Origin of the sequence: Bacillus sp. FSL K6-3200 (genome assembly GCF_038630485.1) — a bacterium.
Taxonomy (GTDB): domain Bacteria; phylum Bacillota; class Bacilli; order Bacillales; family Bacillaceae; genus Bacillus; species Bacillus safensis.
This window is the reverse complement of the sequence record NZ_CP152032.1, coordinates 118,307-139,364: the sequence shown is the minus strand read 5'-3', so window position 1 is coordinate 139,364 and position 21,058 is coordinate 118,307. Positions and strand designations below refer to the sequence as shown.

Here is a 21,058-nt window from a genome sequence, read left to right as displayed (position 1 = left end):
TTCGCTGTAACAACTATTACAAAAGTGTTACAATAATGAGTGGTAATTGTAAAAGATTGAAAAGGATGAGAGGAGCTACATAAGTGGGAGAGAAACAGCATCAAGGTGCTGCCGAGCAGAAAAAAATTAAGCGCCGGAACGCCTGGAGGATTAATCTCTTTTTCTTCGCTGTATTTAGTTTATTTGCTGGACTTGTGATCAAGCTTGGTGTGCTGCAAATCGTCAATGGTGAAGATTATAAAAAGCAAGCCAACCGAACAGAGGTCAAAACAGCATCATACCCGTCTCCAAGAGGAAAAATGTATGACGCGAGAGGAAGAGTCGTCGTTGATAACGAAAGTGTACCTGCCATCGTTTATACATCAGAAAGCGGTGTGAAAGCGGAGGATAAGATTAAGGTAGCAAGAAAACTTGCGACTTATATAAAAATGGATACTGATTTTTTGAGAGAGCGTGACATTCGAGATTTTTGGCTGGCGAGCCATCCGAAAGAAGCGGATAAACTCCTTTCAAAAGCGGAGAAAAAAGATATCGATGCAAAGGATGTCTATCCGCTTCAAGTAGAGCGTGTCCCAAAGAAAGAAGTCAAAGCGATCGAAAAGGATGCAGAGGAAAAAGCTGTTGCAGCGATCTACCGTAGATTTACAGGCGGATATGCCTTTGAGCCTCAAATCGTGAAGGCAATGAACCCAAACGAAGAGAAAAAAGGGGACGAAAAAGTTGCTTTACTCGATGAAACGAAAGAATCAAAACAGACTTCATCGGTAAGCCTGACATATGAAGAAATTTCACTTGTCTCAGAGCATCTTGATGAACTGCCTGGTGTGAACGTCATCAACGACTGGACAAGAAAATATCCGTATAAAAAGACCCTTTATAATGTACTTGGCGGTGTGACTACACCAGAGCAAGGAATCATTAAAGAACGTGAAGATTACTATATGGCAAGAGGCTACTCCCGAAATGACCGGGTGGGAAAGAGCTATTTAGAATATCAGTACGAGGATTTTCTAAACCCTGAGAAAGCGACCGTTCAATATACACAGGTTGGCGGGAAGCTGCTCGATGAAATCAAGCGGACAGAAGGACGAAGAGGACTTGATCTTGCGCTGACATTTGATATGGAGCTGCAAAAGGAAATCGACAAAATCGTGGAATCAGAGCTTAGATCCGCCAGCGCGAGAAACTATATGATGGATCGTGCCTTTGTCGTCATGATGGACCCTCACACGGGGGATGTTCTCGCGATGTCGGGCAAGAAAATGGACGGCAGAGACGTCACAGATTATGCGATCGGAACATTTACGACGCAGTACGAAATGGGCTCTGTTGTCAAAGGAGCCACTGTCCTCTCTGGTTATCAAGACGGAATGTCACACAACCAAGCCTATATGGATACACCGCTCTACTTTGCAGGAAGTAATGGAAAACCGAAACAGTCTTACAAAGTTCTTGGATGGGTTAACGACATTCAAGCACTCCAAAAAAGTTCCAACGTCTACATGTTCCAAGTAGCGATGAGAATGGCGGGTATCACCTATCAAAAGGATGGTCCGTTACCAGCAAGGCCTGAGCACTTACAAAAAATGAGAAACTACTATGCGCAATTCGGTCTTGGCGTGAAAACGGGGATCGATCTGCCGCAGGAATCAAGCGGGATGCAGACGCATCCTAAGACGGTCGGCGGACTCTTGCTTGATGAAGCAATTGGTCAGTATGACACGTATACACCGCTTCAAGTGGCGCAATACATGTCGACGATCGCCAATGGAGGCAGCCGTATTCAGCCAAGAGTAGTGAAAAGTGTTCATCTTCCAACGAAGAAGGATGAAGTAGGCCCAGTCGTAAAAAAATATGAGCCGAAAGTGTTGAACACGATTAACAACTCGAAAGCAGATATTGACCGCGTAAAAACGGGACTGAAAATGGTCACATCAACAGGCGGAACTGCCGCTGGCCGGTTTGGTCAGCATGATGTTGCAGGAAAAACAGGTACAGCGCAAACGTTCTACTATGGTGCCAACCGCAGCTGGTGGGGAAATAGAACGTACAACTTAACCTTTGGAGGATATTATCCTTCTTCTAATCCAAAGGTGGCGTTTAGTGTCGTGACACCTTATGTCTCAGATAAAGATCCTGTTATTAAAAACATCCCAAGTAAAATTGTGGATAAGTACGTTGAATTACAAAAGAAATATGAAAAACAATAAACCGCAGGGAGCACAGCAGCAAAAAGTGCTCCCTTTTTGCTGAAAATATGGACGTTTCCCTCGATGACAGAAGGAAAATACGGGTTTTCTAGCGAATGTTTTTTATACATCAATCTAAGGACAACCCTAAAAAATGAAAAGGAGGGTCGGACGACGATGGAACAACAAATGAAAGATTCGAATCAATTGTATTCGAACATCGATTTACATGCCGTTCTTTCTTCTAATGGCCGCTTTCTCTACATTTCTTCCAACTGTAAGCAGCTTTTGCTTTATGAACAAAAGGATTTACTAGGGTGTTTTTTGAAAGACTTTGTTCATACCGAAGATCAATTTCTCGTCGAAAGTTATTTTTACAATCAGCACATGCTAGAGGTTTGCCACTTTAGACTGCTAAGAAGTGATCTGACAGCTGTATGGATCGAAGCAAGCATTGACTTTGTTGCTTGCGATGGGTTAGACAACGAAGTAAGTAGAGAAATGATCCTGAAAATGAGGGTGCTGGATACTGAGCCCCAAAAAGCAGCATTTCAAGCAGCATCAAAAGTAGCAGAACAGTCGTTAGGCAGTCTGCCGGCTTTCCAAAATGTCAGTGAAGCTGAACAATTGATTGCCGTGCTGCCAAATCCGTTATGTATTACGACTTTAGGGAAAATTGTGTATGCGAATGATGCGATGCTGCAATTAATGGGGGTAAGTGCAAGAGATGACATGATCGGCAAGTCCGCGTTTGATTTTATTGCTGAAGAGTACCATGATATTGTCAGAAGCCGAATAACAAGGCTGCAGCAAGGCCTTCCAGTCGGAATGATTGAACAGATATGGAAGCGTAAAGATGGGAGCAGTATTCATATTGAGGTAAAGTCGTCACCGACGATTTATCAAAATCAGCGGGCAGAGCTTTTACTGCTAGTTGACATCTCATCCCGTAAAAAGTTCCAAACCGTTCTTCAAAAAAGCCGGGAGAGGTATCAGCTGCTCATTCAAAACTCCATTGATACGATTGCGGTCATCCATGATCACAAATGGGTGTTTATGAATGAATCTGGCATTAAATTATTTGAAGCCGAGCATTACGATAAATTAATAGGAAAGGATATCTTTCATCAAATCCATTCCTGTGATCAGCAGAAGGTCAAAAAGAGCTTATCTCGTATTATTGAAAGAGCATCAGATTCTGAGATTGTCACAATGAGCTGTCATACGTTTAAACATAAGTTGATTTATACAGAAATGGTATGTATCCCAACTACATTTTTTGGAGAAACAGCGGTTCAAATTATTTTAAGAGATATATCCGAACGTAAGCAGACAGAAGAGCTCATGCTCCGCTCTGAAAAATTATCGATCGCAGGTCAATTGGCGGCTGGCATTGCACATGAAATCAGAAACCCATTGACCGCCATCAAAGGCTTTTTGCAGCTCATCAAACCGAAAACAAAAGATCGCGATCAGTACTTCGAGATTGTATTCTCTGAGCTAAGCCGAATAGAAATTATATTGAGTGAGCTGCTAATGCTGGCAAAACCGCAGCAAACGGCATCGATGCAGACGCTTGATTTGAAAAAAATCATCAGCGAAGTCACGGCCCTGTTAGAAACACAAGCGAACTTAAATGGCATTTTAATGAACACAAGTGAGATAGAGGAAGGTCTCCTGATGAATGGGGATCAAAATCAGCTCAAGCAAGTGTTTATCAATTTAATCAAAAATGCTGTAGAATCCATGCCGGATGGAGGAAAGGTAGACATCATGGCCAAAGCAGAAAGTGATGGAATACTTGTCACGATTCGTGATGAAGGAGTCGGCATTCCAGAATCGGTTATGAAGCGGATTGGAGAGCCCTTTTTAACCACAAAGGAAAAAGGAACTGGACTAGGCCTCATGGTGACATTTAATATTTTAGAAAATCATAACGGGACGATCCGTGTGGATAGTCAGCCTGAAAAGGGCACCGTATTTCACATCACGTTTCCTGCAAAATAAAAACAACGGCAAGAGAGCCGTTGTTTCAATCTAGCGAATGTATGGAACGTTTTTCAAGTACAAATTGTTCTAGTCGGTCAAGTCCTTCTTTCAGCGTTTCAAGTGAATAAGCATAAGACAGGCGCACATACCCTTCGCCGAGTGGAGAGAAAGCCGAGCCTGGTACGACCGCAAGTCTTGTACTTTCTAACAGCTCCATGCAAAAATCAAAGGAACTCATCCCAAACGATTCAATGGATGGAAAAATATAAAAAGCGCCAGAAGGTTTAATCACCGGAAGCCCCATAGAAATGAGCCGATCATATACATAATCGAGTCTTTTCTTATATTGCTCTCTCATGATCAGTGCATCATCTACACCATTTGTCACAGCTTCAAGTGCCGCCTTTTGTGAGACAGCCGAGGCACAAGACACGTTATATTGATGTACTTTTAATACATGTTTAGCAATTGGAGCTGAAGCGAATAAAAATCCAATTCTCCATCCAGTCATGCTATGAGATTTTGATAGTCCATTGATGACAATGGTCTGTTCTTTTAAGAAAGAGGCAATTGAATGATGCGGCCGGTCAAATGTCAGCTCGCTGTAGATTTCATCGGATAAAATAAAGATGTCTTTTCCTTCAAGGAGCTGGGCAATTTCTTTCAATTCTTCTTCTGAAAGTGTGACACCAGTCGGGTTTGAAGGGTAAGGAAGAACCACACACTTTGTCTTTTCTGTTAACGCATCCTCAATCAGCTTGGCATTCAATTTAAAGCCAGCATTCGTTGTGTCGATATGTACGGGCACCGCACCACACATTCGAATGATCGGTTCATAGCCGGGGTAGACAGGTCCAGGTAAAATGACCTCGTCGCCTTCTGTCAAAATGGTCCGAAACGCAGCATCAATTGCTTGACTTGCACCTGTTGTCACAATGATTTCTGTCTCTGCATCATAATCAAGACTCACTTTCATCTTGATATAATGCTGGATCGCTTGTCTTAGCTCTAAGAAACCAGCATTGTGAGTGTACGAGGTGAAATTCTCGTCAATGGCTGTTTTGGCAGCTGTTTTGACATGATGCGGCGTATAAAAATCGGGCTGGCCTATCGTCAATGAAACGACATCCTCATATGACGATACGAGATTTGAAAATGTTCGAATGCCTGAAATTTCAATATCCTTAACTCTTGGATTCAGCAAATGCTCCATTTCTCATCACCTTAAAAATTTATGTTTTTATCCTATTTTACCATTCACTGCATAAATGTCACCTGCGAAAGGCACTGGATATCGTTATATGTAGTCTATTCTCCTATCCATCACCGCATGAGTGATATATTGAAGAAAGAGCAACATTTATTATAGCGTAACCTCAAGAGAAAATACAGGCTGTGATGAAGATGATTAGAAAACGGCAAAACTGCGTAAACTGAAAGAACGTGAGAATCAGGGTCATGGGAATGGCTTTCATAGACATACGATCTCCTAAAGGAGGACGATAGATGGAACAATCAGCGAAGACATCGAAAATCGCGTTTCTATCCGTGCTGAGCAACACTTTTGTTGTCATTTTAAAAATCATTGTGGGTCTATTAACTGGATCTGTTGCGGTGTTATCAGAAGCCATTCATTCGTTTCTCGATTTAATGGCGTCGTTTATTGCATTTATTTCTGTTCGTATTTCAAGAAAGCCAGCAGATTCTAAACATCCTTATGGACATGGAAAAGTCGAAAATATTTCTGGAACGATTGAGACCTTGCTGATTTTCGTTGCTGGTATTTGGATTATATACGAATGTGTTCACAAACTAATGCATCCTGAGCCAGTCAAGCTGCCTGTGCTTGGTATTGTGGTCATGCTGCTAGGCGCTCTTATCAATTTTGTTGTATCGAGGGTTGTGAACAAAGAGGCTGAGCGAGTACATTCAGTCGCCATGAAATCAAATGCACTGCACCTTTTAACGGATGTATTTACGTCACTAGGGGTGGCAGTCAGTTTATTGCTTGTGGCATTAACTGACTGGTATTTCCTAGATCCAATCATTGGAATGGTTCTGGCCCTCTTTATTATGCGTGAAGCGTTTAAACTCATGAAGGAAGCCTTCCCGCCGCTTGTTGATGCTCGATTAACGCCAGAGGAAGAACAGTCAATTGAAGCGATCATTCAAGGATTCAGTCAAGAATTCATTGAATATCACGACTTTCGAACAAGGCGGTCTGGTGCAGAGGAATATATTGATTTCCATTTGATTGTAAATGGAAAGACAACCATTGAAGATGTTCACCAATTATGTGATCGAATTGAAGAGAAGATTCAGCTGGAATTTCCGCATGCACAAATCTTTATTCATGTGGAACCTGAAAGTGAAAGAAGCGCACAAACGTAAAAAAGGCGATCAACCTATTTTCAGGTTGTATCGCCTTTTTTTACGCTTCATCTATGAAATGAAATCAATATCCATAAGCAGTATCGTAGTCTTCATACCAAGAGATATAAGCTGTGTCATCATTTGACAAACCATGCTTCATATCTAAAAAATCAGCCTCGCAAATATCTTCAATTACAGTCATTTCGTTGTTCTTTAATAATACGACAGTTCCCATCATGAACACCTTTCTTTAAAAAATCCTTGACTATTGTACCATTTGAAGAATCATTGTCAACAGAAGAATGGAAACAAGACGAAAATATCACAAAATGTTAAAAAATCAGGAGGTAAAAGAACTAGAAGTGCCATGATTTTCACAAATTTTCAGTATTTATTCACATAAATCGCTTAGATCAAACTGATCTAAAATGTATGTAAAAGTGTAAAGCTCCATTGATCTTGCTATATTCATAGGATATAATAACGAATGATTATAAGAAATTTATAGAAAACATACATAATAAAGGAGAAATAGGATGGAAACCAACATAACAGAACCACACATTCAAGAAAAGAAGCATCCTGAGCTAGCAGGTGTAGGCTATCGTTTTCTTGCACACCTTTTGGACGGTATCATTATCGGAGTACCAATTGCTTTTATCATGTTTATTTTGGCGTCAGTCTTTTTTATCTCAAGCCCAGAGGCAGCAATGATGATGGATGACGACAGTTATTACTATTCTTCAACCGTCATAACAGATGAGGAGTGGGAAGCTATTATGGGACTGATCTTTTTCTATATAGGAGCAATCTTGATGGGTACCGTGGTGACCTGGCTTTATTACGCCATCATGGAATCATCAAAATTGCAAGGAACACTTGGAAAGATGGCTCTCGGCATCAAAGTAACAAAAGTCACAGGCGAAAAGGTCACATTCGGACGTGCAACTGGCCGTTTCTTTGCAAAAGGCTTTTTGTCTCCGATCTTATATATTGGCTATATCATTGCCTTTTTCACAGAGAAAAAACAAGCACTTCACGATTTGATTGCAAGTACCATTGTTGTGAAGAAATAATGAAAAAAGCACCTCTGCTATATGGTAAGAGGTGCTTTTTTTCATAGATTGCTTGTATGGAAAAGGGAAACAGCACATAAAATAGAATGATAGTGAAAAATGAGGCAGGGAAGGGAGACAATCGATTGAGAACAGGAAAAAAGACCGCACAGAAAAAAGGGGCAGGCTTCGGGCTGTTTTTGACAGCACCTGTGCTGGCCTGGGCGTTGTATGATTTTGCAAATACGATCTTTTCATCAAATATGATCACCATTTTCTTCCCATTTTACTTGCAGGAAACGATCGGGGACAGTGCGAGAATGGACCAGATCGCCAGCACCTTTATTTCTTATGCAAACGCACTAGCCAGCTTTTTTCTCGTCATTTTTACACCTTTATACGGAGTGCTGATTGATCGTACAGGGAAAAAGAAACGCTACATTACGGTGTTTACGTTCATATGTATTGCTTGTACGTTGATGATGGGGATTTTTGCTGGGATTGATTTCTCAAGTGAATGGTTTGGGCTGCCTGTTTCTTTATTGGTCGTGGTCACCTTGTTTGTGATCGCAAAGTTTTTTTATCATTCTAGTCTGGTTTTCTATGACACCATTTTGCCCGATCTTGGGACAAAGGAAGAAATTCCGCTTATTTCAGGATTTGGTATCGCCGTCGGCTATTTAGGAACACTTGTCGGTCTCTCTGTTTATTTACTTGTCGGCAATGACCAGTTTCATGAAGCATTTATTCCGACAGCCCTTTTATTCCTTCTCTTTTTTCTACCCTTTCTCTTTTTTGTAAAAGATCCTCATCCGCTGCCTCAGCAAGAGAAAAAGGCGTCTTTTTTCAGCGGATATAAAGAGATTATTCACACGTTTAAAGAGATGAAAAAGTACAAGCCAGCTTTTATCTTTATGATTGCTTTCTTTTTTATGAATGATGCCTTACAAACAGCGATTGCGATGATGGCTGTTTATGCCAAAATCATCATTGGCTTTACCGCTGGGCAATTTATTTTGCTCTATCTTGTGTCGACCATTTCAAGTATCATTGGCTCCTTTCTGTTTGGATATATTACAAAAGCGATAGGGGCAAAGCGATCGATTACAGTCGTGTATGTCATTTTAATTGCTGCGCTGATTCTGGCTGTGACAGCGACAACCGAATGGGTCTTCTGGGTAGCGGGCAGTTTATTCGGAATTTCACTTGGCGCAAGCTGGGGAGCATCACGAATCATGATTATTGAGCTGACACCGAAGGAAAAGCGAGGACAGTTTTTTGGCCTCTTTGCATTCTCAGGGAAGGTGTCTTCCATTATCGGACCCATCATTTATGGCTCAGTTACCCTGCTGTTTGCAGAGCACGGAAATCTTGCAAGCCGCCTCGCACTAGGGGCTTTGCTTATCCTTGCAGCGATAGGACTTGTGATTCATCAATTCGTTCGAGAGAAAGCGTAAAGAAACGTCAACTTTTTACCTATGCTGCCGATATAAAAAGTACAATCTTATATTGAAGAATAGAGGGATTTCCGTGGCTTTAAACAAACAAGAAATTTTACTTGACTCTGGTACCAATGAATTGGAAATTGTGAAGTTTGAAATTGGTTCAAATCAATTCGGCATTAACGTCATGAAAGTAAGAGAAATCATTCAGCCGGTTGAGGTGACGGTTGTACCGCACTCTCACCAAGATGTAGAAGGAATGATTAGTTTACGAGGCGAGATTTTACCAGTCATCAATCTATTTTCCTTTTTTAATGTCGAGTCAGATCAGTCAGAACAAGAGAAATATATTGTGACTGAATTCAACCAACGGAAATTTGTGTTCCATACAGGAACGGTATCACAAATTCACCGCGTCAGCTGGGAAGAGATTGAGAAGCCGACTGCACTCAATCAAGGGATGGACCGCCATTTAACGGGCATCATTAAGCTTGATGAAAAAATGATTTTCCTTCCAGATTACGAAAAAATCATTTATGATATTGAATCCGCTTCTGGTGTTGATACGTATCATATGTTTGACGGTGAGAAAGACGAGAGAAGAACAGGGAAGAAGCTGTATGTCGTTGAAGATTCTCCGCTTCTCATGCGTTTATTAACAAATGAATTAACCGAAGCAGGCTATAAAAACATTGTGACCTTTGAAGATGGCAAACAGGCATATGATCATGTCATGGATCTTGTCAGCAAAGGAATCAGTGTCACAGAAGAAATTGATATGATTATTACGGATATTGAAATGCCTAAAATGGATGGCCACCGGTTAACAAAATTGCTCAAGGACAATCCTTTAACAAATTCCATCCCGATTCTTATCTTCTCTTCGTTAATCACTGAAGATTTGCGTCATAAAGGGGAAACGATCGGTGCAGATGATCAAATCAGTAAACCAGAAATTCATCAGCTGATTGAAAAAGTCGATCATTTTATTATCTAAACAAAAAAACCACTCATGCCGAGTGGTTTTTTTCTGTTTAAAAATAACTTTCCCCGAGTCGTTTGAAGACGGGCTTTGTGTAATGTGATTTTTGTTTTGTGGCGGCAGGTTTTTCTTTTAAACCGACATACGTTTGAAGTATTTGCTTTGCTCGGTTTAATGACATATTCGCTTTCGGATTGCGATATGATTGATTTAAATTTCCTAAGTGTGGCAAAAATTCGAAGTCTTCTTTAGTTGGTGGCAGGTGAAAATAATAATCTCCAATTTCAATCAGCACGTCGGACTGTTGTTGACTATACTTGGGATTGTTAGAGAAATGTAGGCCCACTTTTCTTCCTTTACCTTCTTGTAATAGTTTTTGCAGCGCTCGTTTTTTCAAAAGATAAAGAAACTTGGGGTTTGGTGCGGTTTTAGCATGGCGGTTAACAGTATAAATGGCTTTTGCGATGTTTTCTGCTGTAGGTTCTATGTCTTTAGTATGAGCATAATCGTCCATTTTTTCTCTCCTTTGTCTTTCGTCTTCCTGTGCTTAGTATAAATTATACGTTTTTATTAGTAAATTGCAAATAGAGATATTGTAAAAAGAAAACCTTTGGTATAAAGGGATTAGGGAGGGTTAAAAATTTTGTGTGTTCGAATTCCCCCAATACTTCCTCAAAAATTTATAAATTCATCGCCTCTTCAAAAACTTTAACTGATTCTATTTCTGTTGATTATGAACGGTAAATTTTTTTTGGATTGTGTTTTTCGGTAACAGATTGACAGCACGAAGGAGGTGTCAGAGGAACAGGCAATATGAAGTTGATCGTTTTTAAAGTTACAAATTTGGAGGGATCAGTAGTAATACGGCAAGCCCATGGCAGCGAGTTTACTACTACACCGGATAAAGGCGTTTAGGGGCTTTAATAGGGGAAACTTGGTTATATGGTTAGGTGAAAGGTGATATGATTGTAAAAAGGAGGTAATATAATGACATTCAAAAAAGCGTTTAATATAGGTTATCTTGTTTTGCTTTTATCTTTTATTGTTGTGTATTTCTTGCTTCCAGTCGATCAATTATTTACAGCAATTATGATCCTTACCGTATTATTTGGAATATATCAATTAATGATTTTCAAGAAACTAAAAGAACAAAAAAAGTAATAAAAAACGCCCTAGTCTTCATTAGACGGGAGCATTGAAACTTAAGCCATTGATTGCAATCCTTATAATAGTGGGAGTATGAATCACAATCGGTTATTTTGCATTAAACACAAAACCACGATAAGAGGTCATACCTCAAGTATCGGTTATGATAAATTCCAGTATAAAAAGCCCTTTTCGGGGGCTTTTTTATTTGAATATCTTTTTCGTGCCGGATACATTTTCGCAGCACACCGTAAGATATGTTTTCACAATCGCATTCTTTTAAGCGACGTTTACGGCCAGTCAGATTGAAATCAATTAGTAAATTGCAAATAGAGTTATTGTAAAGAGCGCTCGGATTATCATCGCTTGTATTTACAATAGCCATTTATGATGGGGCTAAAACACCTTCTGCATTTTAGCAAGCACGCTAGCTGTTATTATTTTTCTCTACCCATTTAATCTGGAGAGAATCAGTTTGTTTTAATTTTCTATATGCTAAAGGTGTCGTATTTTTTATTCTTTTAAACAAATTGATAAAATAGCTTGTGCTGTTGAAGCCTACTTGGTAGGCGATTTCTGTGATATTGAGATCCGTTTCTTGAAGCAGGATGAGGCTTTGCTGAATTCTATATTCATTTACATAATGCATGGGTGATTTCTTTAAGATGTCTTTAAAGTATCTGCAGCATTCTGAGCGGCTAAGCTGTCCTGCACGAGCAATATCTTGGAGAAGGATCTTCTCATGATAATGCTGATGAATCCAATTCAGCATGTGTTTCATCCGTTCATTTTTATCGTGTTTACGCGCATCATGTTTCATTTGAAAACCATTTTGTAATAAGCTTTTCCAAATGGTGATGAGCTGAATATTGAGTTCAAGTTCATAATAGACTGGAGTTTCATCGATTAATTGTTGAATGGTTTGAATACATTGATAAATATGCTTTGGCCAGTGATCTTTTTGGTTGAGTAAAATATATGGTGTCTGGCTCGCATGCATATATGGATGGACAAATGTGGTGAATAATTCATTCGCTGTGATGAAATGAGGAGAGACATTTAAACAAACATAAGTACATGCCGTCCCATGCGCATCTTTTGCCATGTGCAGGCAGCCACTATTGATGAAGATGCCATCTCCTTGCTTCAAATATACCGTCTTTTCATTGATGTGAAACTCAGCTTCACCCTCTAAAATAAAGACAAATTGAAATTCGTCATGCCAGTGAAGAGGAATATAGCCGCTTCTATGATGACGAATTTTCGTATGATAAAGAGCAATGGGCCATGTTGTCGTGGAATGCTCCGTTAATTCTTTCAGGTTGTAGTCAATCAGAAAATGATGGTTGTACATGATTCTCCTCAATATTCTTTTATTTTTATGTTCAATTGATATATCAATATGTAACAAAGTGAACTACTATCAACTATATTATCATGATTTGTTGAGAATTGAGGAGAATGAAAATGAATAGGAGAAAGGGCATTTTACTTGTACTCATAGGCGCCATCTGCTGGGGAGTAGGAGGAACGATTTCACAAAAATTGTTTCAGCAATATGGGATTGATGTCAATTGGCTTGTGACGGTCCGGCTGCTCGTTTCAGGGGGATTGCTTTTATTTGTTCATGTTATGACAAAAGAAAAAACACACCTGATTGGCGTGTGGAAAAAGAAGAGGACAGCGATGCAAGTCCTTCTATTTGGATTAATGGGGATGCTGGCTGTTCAATATACTTATATGGCATCCATTCAACATGGAAATGCTGCCGTGGCAACGCTGCTGCAGTATACAGCCCCTGTCATGATTATCGTGTATTTGGTCATTCGCAGGCAATCAATCTTCACTAGAAGAGATCTGGTCACAGTGGTATTGGCTTTAGCGGGTATGTTTTTCTTATTGACGAATGGTTCTATTTCAACATTAACCGTTCCATTTGTGGCAGTGATGTGGGGAATACTATCAGCTGTGGCGCTCTCGTTTTATACGTTATATCCAATCAGCCTGTTAAAACAATTCGACTCTCTAGTGGTTGTCGGATGGGCGATGCTTATAGGAGGAGGCGCCCTTAGCTTGATCCATCCTCCATGGAAGGTTAATCTCACTCATTTACCTTTTGAAGCGTATGTCTATTTATTGTTTGTGGTCATATTTGGAACGATGATCGCGTTTTGGTTTTACATAGAAAGTTTGCAATACTTATCACCAAAAGAGTCAAGCTTAATTGGCAGTGTTGAGCCCCTTGCAGCAGTCGTCACGACTGTTTTCTGGTTAAAAGAGCCATTCGGTCTTTTCCAGTGGATAGGGACAGCTTGTATTGTCTATATGATTTTATTCTTGGCATTGTATCAGCCGAAAAAATGAGAGGGATGGGTGTTAAAAAATTGGAGGAATGATCATAAGAATTGACTGAATGAAATATAAATAAAGTGAACTATTAGTTCATGATAACTACCTATTTATTAAAATGGGTAGTTTCTCAAATGATATTTTTTTATATGATGTAAGCAGGATGAATTATTTTGTATGAATAGAATAAGCGCAATAAAAACAACCATTAAAGTCGGTTTCATTCGTCATTTGTTTGGCTTCATCAATGGCGCTTTTACCATTCATGTGCAGGCCAATCAACGTACGGCTTGCAGCATCACCTAAAAATGCACAATCTTCTGTATGTACAACAAACTGTCCTTGTTCATTTTTTGTATGAATAAAATAGTAACTTTTTAGCATTTCTTTCACCTCCAACCTGACTATCCTACTATAAAATGCTTAAAGATGTAAAGGGATTTTATTGTGAAAAACAAGAAAAAATGAATCAACAAAACGAGAGGTGCTAAATGGATGGAGGGGTTAGTGAAGCGAGGTATATGTGATTTATTTATGCATGTTCAAGCAGTTTCTATCAACATAGGAAATGACATGAAGCACGTTTCAGCCATGAAAAAAGGACTTTCCTTAAAAGAAAGTCCTTTTTCCTTATTGAATTCCCTGACCCTTTAGTTCACGCTGCACATCTAAGTCGGCAGCTTCTCTGCTGAACTTTGGCAGTGTAATGAAGTAGAAAAGGAAGACGAGTAAAATAATAAAGCCCATTCCGTAATAAATATAAGAAACATTAGTGATGAGTTTTGGAAATAATACAGCAATCAGACCTAATGTCATCGATTGAGCAAACATAGTAAGCGGATCAACCCATCCTGACACACGTCCCATCAGACGAGGGTGGACGATTCTAGGCAGCCAGCCGCCAATGACAATGTTGACTGGCCCAATGCATGTACCAATGACAAATGATGTGACATAAAATAACCATAATGTATGAGTAGACCCAAGGACAAAAATCAAAATACCTGCGACCAGAATTGGAATCGACATGAGATATTGCATCTTTACTTTTTTAGCGAGGACAGAGCCCATTAAGCTTCCAACGAGCAGTCCTGCACCGATCGCAATGGTAAAGAAGGATGTATGCAGTTCAAAATGGTCTGGTGAAAGTCCATATTTCATTGTAAACATCGGAAGAACGGCAAATGCGCCATTGACTAGACCGAAAACAAAAAAGCCAAAAATTAATGAAGCCAATAATTTGTTTTTTAAAATATACAGAATGCCTTCTTTAAAATCTTTCAGAGACGTTTTGATGGTCATGCCTCTCCAGCCAGCTTGTCCATTTGGCTGACGCGCTTCAATTGGAATGTTACATGAACGAATCAGGATGCCTGAAATTATAAAACTGACCAAATCAATCGTAATCGCACCGTGAAGTCCAATTGTCTTATACATAATGGCACCGATTCCAACGCCAAACACCATAAATAAACTAAATAGCATTTGATTTAAACCAGCGGCTTTTGCATATTGATCTTTATTTAAAATGGCCTGAACGAGAGAGGCTTCAGCTGGATAGAAGAACTTCGTAATGGCACTTCGAATAAACAAGATCAAGAAAATAAGTGGCAGTGAATTAAAATAAATAACGATGAATAATACAATCGTCAGCCCAGCTCGTATCCAATCACAATTCTCTGCGACTTTTTTACGATCAAAACGGTCTGCAACCACACCGACCATAAAAAAGACAAAGACGGTAGGAAGAGAATACATGAGCTCAGCCAATGTGGCGTATGCGGGCTGATGACTAAAATGGTCGAGCAAATAAAAGGCAAACGCCATGTTGCCTACTGTTGTCCCCATTTGCGAAGCAAGTGCTGCAAAAAAGAGACGAACAAAATTTCTGTTTTTAAAAATATCCATAAATACGCTCCTTAACCTGAAGATCCCACTTAATATCATATAAAATTTTAACCATTCGTACAATTGATTTCTTCTACTGGCTAATGGTCACAGGTGTTCCGTTTGGAACGAGTGAAGCAAGTTCGATGACATTCTGATTGTACATGCGAATGCATCCTCTAGAAACAGCTTTACCAATTGAAGACGGGTTATTCGTACCATGAATGCCGTAATGAATTTTCGAGAGGCTCAGCCAATAAGCGCCAAATGGACCTCCTGGGTTTGGCTGTCTGTTGACAATATAATAAGAACCTGTCGGTGTCATATTTAAAATTTTCCCAGTTGCAATCGGATACGAACGAATAAGCTGTGATCCAGAAAACAAAATGAGACGTTTCGTTGAAATCGAAACAAAGATGCGGTAAGGGATCGTACTAGGATCCGGCAAACCGGGAATGATGATGACCTCATTTTGTTCCGGCTCGCGAGCTTGAAGTGACGGATTTGCAGCCTTTAAGGCAGCTGTTGTTGTTCGGAAATCAATCGCTATAGAAGCAAGGGTTTCCCCACTTTTCACCGTGTATCGCAGCACCAAAGCACACTCCTTCTACTCAAATAAAAGAAGCCAAGATGCCGTCACTTGACATACTATATGGACGGAATCAGGCCTAGTAAGGTTTCTCCTAACATTTGTCAAGAGAAAGATCTTTGATTATACATATGCAGGAGAGGGCGGTTTGGCTTCTGTTTACACGCGAGATGTGAAGGTGAAAAAGGTTAACTCGGGTTTGGCTAAAAATCGAAGCGGCAGACGCGTTGTCCCGAGTCCGCGGTTGACATAGATGCGGTGCTGATAGCTTCCGTATAAACCTTCTACATATGTATGGCCGTAAGGTGCCGTGAGAATCGGTCCATAGAAAGGAAGCTGCACTTGACCGCCATGCGTATGTCCGGAAAGCTGCAAGTTAATGGGTGTGGTTTTCAGCTCTAGTGCGGCATCAGGCTCATGGACGAGCAGTAACGTAAATAAATCAGATGATACTTCCCGTTTGATCAAATCGTAATCAGGCACGCTCATCATGAGATCATCCAGTGCAGCAATCTGAATATGCGAATGGTCTTTTTCTAATAGAAACACATCATTTTTACATAACGTAAATCCACAAGCCTCCATTGTTTTCTCATAAAGCTCCACGCCAAAAGGTCCGTAGTCATGATTTCCGTAGATGGCGAGCTTACCGAACGGAGCATGAAGCTTATTCAAATAAGCCTTCGCTTTTTCATGCTCTTCAGGGGATGCTTGAAAATCAACGAGATCACCTGTGAACACAATGAGATCTGGAGATGCAGCATTGATTTTCTGGACGATGGCTTCTAAATCCTTCGCAGGAAATGTATCACTTAAATGAACGTCACTAAATTGGGCTATTTTAAACTGGTCAAATGAAGCTGGAAGCTGAGCATCATGAATGGTCAGTGACACGGTATCGATCATGCGCGGTTCAATGTACCTGGCATATCCATATCCACAACTTGTAGCCAAAAAGCCAAGAATACTCGCACCAGCTGCTCCTTTTAAAAATTGTCTGCGGGAAAGCTGCTTCATATAAGACTCCTTTATAAATAAAATTAAGTATAGCATCATATTTGGATAATCTCCCATATGGTGCACCGAGGGTCAATCATGATATGATAGACAATAATGAATGAATAGTCATTCAAACAACACAAAGGGGGAGAACAAATGACGAAGCAAACAGTGATTGTCACAGGGGGATCAAGCGGTATGGGGAAGGCAATGGCTGCCCATTTGGCAGCTGAAGGCTGGAATGTTGTGATTACTGGTAGAACAGAAGAGACGCTGGAAAAGGCGGCAAAAGAAATGAAGCAGGAGGGTGGATCGGTCGCTTACTTCCAAATGGATGTGCGAAACCCAGATGATGCGGACCAAATGGTCAAGTTTGCGGTGGATACATTTGGTGATGTCGATGCCCTCATTAACAATGCAGCAGGAAATTTTTTAGTGCCAGCAGAAAAGCTGTCACCTAATGGCTGGAAGGCTGTCATTGATATTGTGTTAAATGGTACATTTTTTTGCAGCCATGCAGTGGGCAATTACTGGATTCGTCAAAAGAAAAGGGGAAGTATGATTAACATGGTGGCCACCTATGCATGGGGTGCTGGTGTAGGAGTGGCGCATTCGGCGGCAGCAAAGGCCGGCGTGCTCTCCCTGACTCGAACGCTTGCTGTTGAATGGGGGAAGCAATATCGAATTCGCGTCAATGCCATCGCACCAGGCCCAATCGAGAGAACAGGCGGTGCAGATAAACTATGGGAATCGGAAGAGGCAGCGCAAAGAACATTAGATAGTGTTCCTATTGGCAGACTAGGTACACCTGAGGAAATTGCAGCGCTTGCGAGCTTTTTATTGTCGGAGCATGCGTCTTATATAAATGGAGATTGTATTACGATGGATGGGGGACAATGGCTCAACCAATCACCATTTTGATTGACGATGTAAGACCTGCTTTTGATGTGGTATAATCACACAAAGAGAGAAGCAGGTGATGAAAATGGTCGATCCATTGGATATTTTAACGAATATTGAAGATGTTTTCCCGCACTATCAAGCAATATTCAGTGCGGAAGAGCAAAAAGTGATAGGCTATGAGATTCTAGGAAGAATGAAGCTTGAGTCAGAAACGGTCAGCCTAGGCTCCTTCTTTACGGATTCATCTATTCCTGACGAATATAAATTGGAAGTAGATCACAAAGTATTGACGCAAGCACTTGATCACTTCACAACAGCAGATGACGATTTGCTCATTTTTATTAATCATGATGCCAATATCCTCATGCTGGATCATGGAGAAAGCTTTTTAGAACTTTTAAAGGAATATGAAGCAAGGGGCATTCAGCTTAACCGATTTGTTATTGAGTTTGCAGAGCATACGTTTAGCGGCGACATTGAACAGCTATACCATACGTTAACGTATTATCGTACATATGGGATTAAAATCGCCGTTTCAAATATAGGAAAAGAAAGCAGTAATCTGGACCGGATTGCCTTGCTTTCACCTGATTTATTAAAAATAGATTTACAGGCATTAAAGGCATCGTCGCCATCTCCTTCCTATGAATATGTCTTGTACAGCATTTCTTTGCTTGCAAGAAAAATAGGAGCTGCCTTAATTTATGAGGACATAGAAGCGAATTTCCAGCTGCAGTATGCATGGAGAAATGGCGGGAGATATTTTCAAGGGTTCTATCTTCATGAGCCTTCAGGAGAATTAATTGACCGAAGCTACAGAAAAGAGCAGCTTAGAGAAGAATTCCAGCAATTTATTGCCCACGAGAAAAAGAAGCTGCAAGCTGTCTACGAACATTCCGAAACATTTTATAAACGAATTCATCAAGCTGTTACGACTTTAAAGAAATCGTGCAGCACAAATGATGAGCTCATTCAAAAACTGGCACTTGAACTAACAGATTGCAGCTTTCGGATTTATATGTGTAATGAAGAAGGCTTTCAAATCACTGGAAATGTGTTTAAAAAAGAAGCAGAATGGCAGTTTCAGCCGGAGTATATAGAAAAAAACTGGAGCTGGCGCCCTTATTTCCTAGCAAATATTCTTCAAATGAGAATTAGCGGAAAAGGATTTTTTAGTGATATTTACAGTGACTTAGAAACGGGTGAGAGGATACGTACGTTTTCTTATCCTTTAGAGGGAGATATGTATTTGTTTATAGACCTTCCGTATGCCTATTTATATGAGCAAGATGGATTAATTTGAAGGCACAGCTGAAGACAAACCCTCGCATTCGTTGTCAGTCCAGCGTGCCAGTGCTCACGAATGTACAATTCGCTCAGCTCCGGTGCCCGTCCTTCCTAGACTTCAAATGTTTTCTATTATGCTGAAATGTAAAGAAAAGGCATTTTAGCCTTTTGTCAACAATCTGAGCAGCCTCGCAGGCTGCTTTTTTTGATAGAAAAAAGAATTAAAAAATGGTTGACAATGAAACTGATAATCATTATCATTTAGTTATAGAGAGAAGCTACTCTCTGTTCCCCAACCCCTCTATCAGATCAAGATCCAAAAAACTTGGCGCTACCCCCGCCAAGTTTTTTTTGTGCTTCAATCTTTCCCTTCATGCATAGGACAGCCCAAACTCTCCATACATCTTAAGTGATGATAGTTAGACTGTAGGAGGGAAACATCATGATCAAACGTGACACGCGGCTGCTCATTGATTTGCCAAGGCCAGATCACCCAGATGCAAATGGTGCCGCTGCTGTGCAAGAATTACTCGGCGGAAAATTCGGTGAAATGTCCACATTAAATAATTACATGTTTCAATCCTTTAACTTTAGAGGAAAACGAAAACTTAAACCGTTTTATGACCTCGTATCCAGTATTACGGCTGAAGAATTCGGTCATGTCGAGCTTGTGACCACAGCAATCAATCTCATGATTACAGGAACCACACATGGCGGGGATCCAGATACGACGCCGATGAAGGCAGCTGTCGATAAACGAAATACACAGCATTTTATTCAAACAGCTCAAACAGGCTATCCGTTTGATTCAATGGCAAAACCTTGGACCGGAGAGAATGTGTTCTCAAGTGGCAACCTCATTCTTGATCTTCTCCATAATTTCTTTCTTGAATGCGGAGCACGTACGCACAAAATGCGCGTATATGAAATGACGGACCATCCTACTGCAAGAGAGATGATCGGTTATTTACTTGTCAGGGGCGGTGTGCATGTTGTGGCATATGCAAAAGCACTTGAAGTCGCTACAGGAGTAGATGTTGGGAAGATGCTGCCAATCCCAAATCTCGACAACAAATACTTTGATTCAGCGAGGAAATTTGAAGACCAGAATGTTCATACAAAGCTGTACACATTTAGTGATACGGACTACAAGGATATCAATAAAATTTGGAAAGGCAGCCACCCGATTGATGGAAAGCCGCTGACAGTCATTGAGGGCACCCCGCAAGGTGCACCTGTGCCAGATTATAGAGAATTACCGGAAGAGTTTGCTCCAGGCATTTCTAAAGAAGATTTTGATGAAATTGCTAAACGGCTGATGAGATCTGCCGGTTTATAAAAATCAAGGTGCATGAGATGAGAAAAAAGACTCAAACTAAAAAAACAGATTCTTTTTCTTTTTTTGAATTCAAGAGGAAAAATATCATCTGAGAACACTTTATGGTATGATGCTTTGTAGGACTTGTGTATAATCAATACGGGTTCATCTTGAGTTGTTTTTTTGAAAGGAGTCTTTTTTTAGAATGTCACAATTAATGGGTATCATTACAAGGCTGCAAAGTCTTCAAGAGACAGCAGAAGCTGCAAACGAGCCGGCACAGCGTTATTTCGAAGTGAACGGTGAGAAAATCTGTAGTGTTAAGTATTTCGAAAAGAATCAAACGTTTGAATTGACTGTTTTTCAACAAGGGGATAAGCCAAATACTTTCCCATTTGACAACATTGATATGATTTCGATTGAGATTTTTGAGCTTTTACAATCCTAAGCTGAATCGTATGAAATGTTTTTTCTGAGGATTCCTTCGTTTATTGCGGCAGCATACATGTATCATCATAGATGAGATGTACAAATGGAAGATGATCAATCA

The 21,058-nt window shown here is 40.2% G+C and carries 20 protein-coding genes; 12 read left to right on the top strand and 8 right to left on the bottom strand.

What is annotated here, in order from left to right; genetic code table 11:
• Window positions 1-83 precede the first annotated feature (83 nt).
• Together MHI60_RS00720 and MHI60_RS00715 are read left to right on the top strand one after the other, a co-directional pair.
• Window positions 84-2,210 carry a penicillin-binding protein 2 gene (locus MHI60_RS00720; RefSeq protein ID WP_144470339.1) on the top strand — a complete coding sequence of 709 codons (2,127 nt, stop codon included), beginning with the start codon at window positions 84-86 and terminating at the stop codon, window positions 2,208-2,210.
• A gap of 156 nt (window positions 2,211-2,366) precedes the next feature.
• Window positions 2,367-4,196, top strand: coding sequence for a PAS domain-containing sensor histidine kinase (locus MHI60_RS00715; RefSeq protein ID WP_144470341.1), 1,830 nt, complete (start codon window positions 2,367-2,369; stop codon window positions 4,194-4,196).
• A gap of 25 nt (window positions 4,197-4,221) precedes the next feature.
• Here MHI60_RS00715 and MHI60_RS00710 read toward each other — a convergent pair whose 3' ends face one another.
• Window positions 4,222-5,391 carry an aminotransferase A gene (locus tag MHI60_RS00710; RefSeq protein WP_144470343.1) on the bottom strand — a complete coding sequence of 390 codons (1,170 nt, stop codon included), beginning with the start codon at window positions 5,389-5,391 and terminating at the stop codon, window positions 4,222-4,224.
• A gap of 293 nt (window positions 5,392-5,684) precedes the next feature.
• Here MHI60_RS00710 and MHI60_RS00705 point away from each other — a divergent pair, with 293 nt between their 5' ends.
• Complete coding sequence (locus MHI60_RS00705; RefSeq protein ID WP_095408357.1) at window positions 5,685-6,569, top strand: cation diffusion facilitator family transporter; 885 nt, start codon at window positions 5,685-5,687, stop codon at window positions 6,567-6,569.
• 64 nt (window positions 6,570-6,633) lie between these two features.
• Here MHI60_RS00705 and MHI60_RS00700 read toward each other — a convergent pair whose 3' ends face one another.
• On the bottom strand, window positions 6,634-6,786 hold the full coding sequence (locus tag MHI60_RS00700) for a hypothetical protein (RefSeq protein ID WP_162842519.1): 153 nt from the start codon (window positions 6,784-6,786) through the stop codon (window positions 6,634-6,636).
• A gap of 301 nt (window positions 6,787-7,087) precedes the next feature.
• Here MHI60_RS00700 and MHI60_RS00695 point away from each other — a divergent pair, with 301 nt between their 5' ends.
• From MHI60_RS00695 to MHI60_RS00685, 3 genes are all read left to right on the top strand, one after another.
• Window positions 7,088-7,627 (top strand): RDD family protein, encoded by a 540-nt coding sequence (locus MHI60_RS00695; protein WP_024424707.1) that lies wholly within the window; start codon window positions 7,088-7,090, stop codon window positions 7,625-7,627.
• 125 nt (window positions 7,628-7,752) lie between these two features.
• Window positions 7,753-9,063, top strand: a complete 1,311-nt coding sequence (locus MHI60_RS00690; protein ID WP_144470345.1) for an MFS transporter — start codon at window positions 7,753-7,755, stop codon at window positions 9,061-9,063.
• Window positions 9,064-9,136: 73 nt separating this feature from the next.
• A complete protein-coding gene (locus MHI60_RS00685; protein ID WP_095408359.1) occupies window positions 9,137-10,045 on the top strand; it encodes a chemotaxis protein in 909 nt (302 codons plus the stop codon).
• Window positions 10,046-10,082: 37 nt separating this feature from the next.
• On the opposite strand, the gene MHI60_RS00680 is transcribed toward MHI60_RS00685, so the two are convergent.
• Entirely contained in the window at window positions 10,083-10,544 is a 462-nt protein-coding gene (locus tag MHI60_RS00680) for a YkyB family protein (protein ID WP_008356877.1), read from the bottom strand.
• Between the two features lie 473 nt (window positions 10,545-11,017).
• Between MHI60_RS00680 and MHI60_RS00675 the strand changes: the two genes are divergently transcribed.
• A complete protein-coding gene (locus MHI60_RS00675; protein ID WP_186318630.1) occupies window positions 11,018-11,191 on the top strand; it encodes a hypothetical protein in 174 nt (57 codons plus the stop codon).
• A gap of 412 nt (window positions 11,192-11,603) precedes the next feature.
• Here MHI60_RS00675 and MHI60_RS00670 read toward each other — a convergent pair whose 3' ends face one another.
• Window positions 11,604-12,530, bottom strand: a complete 927-nt coding sequence (locus MHI60_RS00670) for an AraC family transcriptional regulator (protein WP_144470346.1) — start codon at window positions 12,528-12,530, stop codon at window positions 11,604-11,606.
• 113 nt (window positions 12,531-12,643) lie between these two features.
• On the opposite strand from MHI60_RS00670, the gene MHI60_RS00665 reads away from it, so the two are divergent.
• Entirely contained in the window at window positions 12,644-13,540 is an 897-nt protein-coding gene (locus tag MHI60_RS00665; protein WP_144470348.1) for an EamA family transporter, read from the top strand.
• A gap of 153 nt (window positions 13,541-13,693) precedes the next feature.
• Here MHI60_RS00665 and MHI60_RS00660 read toward each other — a convergent pair whose 3' ends face one another.
• The 4 genes from MHI60_RS00660 to MHI60_RS00645 all read right to left on the bottom strand — a co-directional run bounded on the left by MHI60_RS00660 (window position 13,694) and on the right by MHI60_RS00645 (window position 17,018).
• On the bottom strand, window positions 13,694-13,909 hold the full coding sequence (locus MHI60_RS00660; RefSeq protein WP_075622942.1) for a hypothetical protein: 216 nt from the start codon (window positions 13,907-13,909) through the stop codon (window positions 13,694-13,696).
• Between the two features lie 246 nt (window positions 13,910-14,155).
• Entirely contained in the window at window positions 14,156-15,433 is a 1,278-nt protein-coding gene (locus MHI60_RS00655) for an MFS transporter (protein ID WP_048238778.1), read from the bottom strand.
• 73 nt (window positions 15,434-15,506) lie between these two features.
• Window positions 15,507-16,004, bottom strand: coding sequence for a L,D-transpeptidase family protein (locus MHI60_RS00650; RefSeq protein WP_095408361.1), 498 nt, complete (start codon window positions 16,002-16,004; stop codon window positions 15,507-15,509).
• 156 nt (window positions 16,005-16,160) lie between these two features.
• The gene (locus tag MHI60_RS00645; RefSeq protein ID WP_144470350.1) at window positions 16,161-17,018 is read right to left on the bottom strand and encodes a metallophosphoesterase; all 858 of its coding nucleotides are present in this window, start codon (window positions 17,016-17,018) and stop codon (window positions 16,161-16,163) included.
• Between the two features lie 138 nt (window positions 17,019-17,156).
• Here MHI60_RS00645 and fadH point away from each other — a divergent pair, with 138 nt between their 5' ends.
• From fadH to MHI60_RS00625, 4 genes are all read left to right on the top strand, one after another.
• Complete coding sequence (fadH, locus tag MHI60_RS00640; RefSeq protein ID WP_111292462.1) at window positions 17,157-17,921, top strand: 2,4-dienoyl-CoA reductase; 765 nt, start codon at window positions 17,157-17,159, stop codon at window positions 17,919-17,921.
• Between the two features lie 64 nt (window positions 17,922-17,985).
• On the top strand, window positions 17,986-19,206 hold the full coding sequence (locus tag MHI60_RS00635; protein WP_144471504.1) for an EAL-associated domain-containing protein: 1,221 nt from the start codon (window positions 17,986-17,988) through the stop codon (window positions 19,204-19,206).
• 426 nt (window positions 19,207-19,632) lie between these two features.
• Window positions 19,633-20,529, top strand: a complete 897-nt coding sequence (locus tag MHI60_RS00630) for a manganese catalase family protein (RefSeq protein ID WP_041084994.1) — start codon at window positions 19,633-19,635, stop codon at window positions 20,527-20,529.
• A 184-nt stretch (window positions 20,530-20,713) separates the two neighbouring features.
• A complete protein-coding gene (locus MHI60_RS00625; protein WP_003212254.1) occupies window positions 20,714-20,956 on the top strand; it encodes a DUF1797 family protein in 243 nt (80 codons plus the stop codon).
• Window positions 20,957-21,058: the final 102 nt, after the last annotated feature.